This is a genomic window from Caulobacter sp., from assembly GCF_049283275.1.
Lineage (GTDB): Bacteria > Pseudomonadota > Alphaproteobacteria > Caulobacterales > Caulobacteraceae > Caulobacter.
In genome coordinates, this window is record NZ_JBAPVS010000375.1 from 1 (window position 1) to 2,285 (window position 2,285).

At 68.7% G+C, this 2,285-nt stretch carries 3 protein-coding genes; all 3 read left to right on the forward strand.

Features of this window, described 5'->3' with window-relative positions; genetic code table 11:
- A partial coding sequence (locus WAL33_RS21390; RefSeq protein WP_422184021.1) for a divergent polysaccharide deacetylase family protein occupies positions 1 to 745 on the forward strand: 745 nt, incomplete at its 5' end.
- Positions 742 to 1,236 carry an RNA pyrophosphohydrolase gene (locus WAL33_RS21395; RefSeq protein WP_422184023.1) on the forward strand — a complete coding sequence of 165 codons (495 nt, stop codon included), beginning with the start codon at positions 742 to 744 and terminating at the stop codon, positions 1,234 to 1,236. The genes WAL33_RS21390 and WAL33_RS21395, both read left to right, overlap by 4 nt.
- Positions 1,237 to 1,262: 26 nt before the next feature.
- Positions 1,263 to 2,285: alpha/beta hydrolase (locus tag WAL33_RS21400; protein WP_422184024.1), on the forward strand; the 1,023-nt coding region annotated here is incomplete at its 3' end.

Genomic DNA, 2,285 nt, shown 5'->3' on the forward strand with positions numbered 1-2,285 from the left:
CCACCAGCCCGGCCCGGGCGGCGGCATGCTGCCGACGATCGCCGCCGACGGCCGCACCCCCGCCGAGGCCTATGCTCGCCCCTTCACCGCCGACGGCCGCCCGCGCGTGGCGCTGGTGATCGGCGGCCTGGGCCTGAACCCCCAAATCACCCGCGCCGCCATCGAGACCCTGCCGCCCGAGATCACCCTGTCGTTCGCGCCCTATGCCGAGGGCCTGCAGGGCTGGATCGACCTGGCCCGCAGCCATGGGCACGAAGTGCTGCTGGAAGCGCCGATGGAGCCGCTCGACTATCCCGAAAACGATCCAGGCCCTTACACCCTGATCGCCGCCAACCGCCCGGAAGACACCCTGCGCAAGCTGGAATGGCTGATGTCGCGCGCCACCGGCTATTTCGGCCTGACCAACTATCTGGGCTCGCGCTTCGTCACCAGCGACACGGCCATGACCACCTTCACCCTGGCCCTGAAGGCTCGGGGCCTGGCGTTCATCGACGACGGCCAGGCCAGCTTGCGCGGCGGCCCGATCCCCCGCGCCTCGGCCGACCGGATCATCGACGACGAACTGGCCGCCGGTTCGATCGACGGCCAGCTGAGGATGCTGGAGGTCGGCGCGGCCGGCCGCGGCCAGGCCCTGGGTTCGGGCTTCGCCTATCCGGTGACGATCAACCAGGTGCGACTCTGGGCCGCCGGCCTGTCCGGCCGGGGCTTGCAACTGGCCCCCGCCTCCGCCATGGCCAAGCGATGAGTCCCAGCGATCTCGCCTCCTACCCCGATCACCGCGCCAATGTCGGCGTCGTGCTGTTTCATCCGGACGGGCGCGTTTGGCTGGGCAAGCGACACAATCAGCCGCCCCCCTACAACTGGCAATTTCCGCAAGGCGGAGTCGACGAGGGCGAGGATTTGCTGGCCGCGGCGCGCCGCGAGCTGGCCGAGGAGACCGGCGTCACCTCGATCGAATATCTGGGCCGCACCGAGAACTGGTTGATCTACGACTTCCCCGCCGACTTCGCGTCGTCGAAAAAAGCTCGTGGATTCAAGGGACAAAAGCAGGTTTGGTTCGCTTTCCGCTTTCTGGGCGACGACTCCGAGATCGATTTGGAGGCCGACGCGCACATCGAGTTTGACGCCTGGATGTGGGGCGCTCTCGACGAAACGCCCGAACTGATCGTACCTTTCAAACGCGCGGTGTACGAACAGGTCGTTTCCGCGTTTGGTGGGTTCGCGCGCGGCGGCTGAATCTTGCCGCGCTTGAGGGGTATGGAATGGCGGACACGATCCTGCTGATCCACGGCTACGGTTGCGCTGGGGACGTCTGGGATCCCATGGCCGCGCGGCTGCGGACCGAGGGCTACCGCGTCGTGGCGCCGACCATCCGCTCGGCCGTGCGTACGGTCGATGGCCCCCGGGCGGGCCTGGCCGGCCTGACCCTGGCCGACTACGTCGCCGAGATGAGCGCCTTGGCCCAGGCCCTGGCCAAGGAGGACGGCAGGAAGCCGATCGTCTTCGGCCACTCCATGGGCGGACTGATCGCCCAGAAGGTCGCCGAGGCCGGCCACGCCGATCGCCTGGTGCTGTTCGCCCCCGCCTCGCCGGCCGACGCCCGCGGCAAACCCAAGCTCTCGCCGGTCTTTACGTTCCTGAACTTGGCCTTACAGTCCAAGCCCGAAACCAGGGCGGGCAAGATGTGGAAGACGGGCTTCAAGTTCGGCGTCATGAACGCCGTGCCGGCCACGCGCCATGACGCACTCTACGCAACCATGGTCCACGACAGCGGTCAGGTGCTGGCCGACCTCGCCTGGCCCCACAAGGATCCGAACAGAGCCGCCCAGGTCGACGCCGCGAAAGTGACCGTCCCCCTGCTGGTCCTGGCCGGAGCCCTGGATCGCACCACGCCCCTCGAGGACGTGCAGCGAGTCGGCCGGAAATATCCGGCCGCCGATCTCAAGATCTATCCCAACAACGCCCATTACCTAATAGACGAGCCAAACACGATGAGCATTATCGACGACGTGATCGCCTGGCTGACGGGCAAACCGAAAGCCGCTCCGTCCCCGGCTCCCAAACCCGCCCCGGCGCCCGCGCCCCAACCCGTGAAGGCCGCCGAGCCCGCGCCGGCCCCGGTCAAACCCGCGCCGCCCCCGGCCGCGCCGACCCCGGCCGTGAAGGCCCCGGCAGCGAAGGCACCCGCTGCGAAAGCCAAAGCGCCCGCCAAGGCCGCCCCGACCGCTAAGACGACGGCTCCGGCCACCGCAAAGCCGGTCGCGGCCAAACCCGCCGCAAAGGCC